The organism is Pseudomonadota bacterium, from assembly GCA_010028905.1.
GTDB lineage: Bacteria > Vulcanimicrobiota > Xenobia > RGZZ01 > RGZZ01 > RGZZ01.
The window spans coordinates 1-1,440 of record RGZZ01000792.1 but is presented as its reverse complement, the minus strand read 5'-3'; the positions used below and the strand labels follow the sequence as shown (position 1 = coordinate 1,440).

At 68.9% G+C, this 1,440-nt stretch carries 2 protein-coding genes; both read right to left on the bottom strand.

Annotated elements, in window-relative coordinates:
* Window positions 1–947 (bottom strand): biotin/lipoyl-binding protein (locus tag EB084_25340; GenBank protein ID NDD31589.1); only part of this gene is annotated, 947 nt, incomplete at its 3' end.
* Window positions 940–1,440 (bottom strand): ABC transporter ATP-binding protein (locus EB084_25335; GenBank protein ID NDD31588.1); only part of this gene is annotated, 501 nt, incomplete at its 5' end. The genes EB084_25335 and EB084_25340, both read right to left, overlap by 8 nt.

The following is a 1,440-nucleotide window of genomic DNA, read 5'->3' as shown; positions in this document are numbered from 1 at the left end:
CCCTTGCCCGCCTTGAAGATGCGCACGACGGTTCCGTCGGCGGGCGCGAAGACGTTCCGCTGCTCGGTTCGTCGCTCGAGGTTGTGCAGATCGGCTTCCAGCTTCATGAGCTCGGCGTCGGCCGACGCAATCGCCTCACGCGCCTGCTGCTGACTGGCGTCGAGGCTGACGAGACTGGCCGAGGTGTCGGCGTCGACCTTGGCGCGGTCGAGCCGCGCCCCTTCCACGTCACGCCGCGCCACATCGCACGCGGCTCGGGCACGTTCGACCTCGGTCACCGATTTCACCCGGTCGAGCTCGGCGAGCTCGAGGTCACGGGTTGAGCGCAGCCCGTTCGACTGCAGATGCTTCACGCGCGTGTAGTTCAGGCGAGCGGTCTCCACGCCCTGGGCCTGAGCGCGCGCCGACTGGTCGGCCATCGACAGGCGCGCCTCCGCTTGCGAGATCCTCTGCGCAGCCACGGCCAGCGCGGCGTCTCGAGAGCGCATGATGGATGACTGCTGTGCTTCGAGGGCGTCGAGGCGTGCCTCCACCGAGGCTCGTCGCTGTCGCACTGCGGCCATCTGGGCGCCGAGGATCTTCGGCTGCGCGGGATCGAGGAACCGTGACTCGAGATCGTCGAGCACGCAGAGCAGCGCGCCCTTCTTCACCGCCGTCCCTTCTCGCACGGTCCATCGGGCGATGCGAGCGGGGATGGGCGCCTCGATGGTCTGGGGTCGTTCGGTGGGGGTGAAGACCGTGACCTCGCCACGCCCCACCACCGACTGCTGCCAGGGCACCCAGGCCAGGGCGGCGACAGAGAGCCCGATCATGAGGCAGAGGATGAAGGCGATCATGCGCAGGGCGCCCCCGGTGCGCACGAGGTCGAGCGATGTGGCACTTCGGCGGGCTGCCGGAAGCGCCAGTGCTTCCGCAGAGAGAGCGTTGTGGGCATGCGCTTCAGACACAGGTAGACTCCTTTTCCAGCGCCATCGCCGCGCGCAGCCGGCTCGAGCGATCGTCGAGCAGCGTCCTCGGCGCGCCTTGTTCGACGACACGCCCTTTGTCGATGACCACGACGTGGTCGGCGCGCTCCACCGTCTCGAGGCGATGGCTCACGCACAGCAGGGTCCAGGGCCCGCTGAACAAGCGGTCGAGCAGGTCGTGACGCGTGCGCGGGTCGACGCCCTCGAAGGCATCGTCGAGGAAGATCAGGCGCGGGCGCTTGAGCAGGGCGCGGGCGAACTGCACGCGCACCCACTGGCCACGCGACAGGTTGTGACCACCGCGCACCAGCGGGGTGCGCAGACCTTGCGGGAGCCACGGGAGGTGGTCGCTCACCGCCGCCTGCTCCAGCGCCTGCTGCAGCTCGGCGGTGCTGTGCGAGCGGCCGAGCACGACATTTCCCTCGAGGGTGCTGTCGAAGATCTCATTGCGACCCCATACCACCGAGACCTGTTG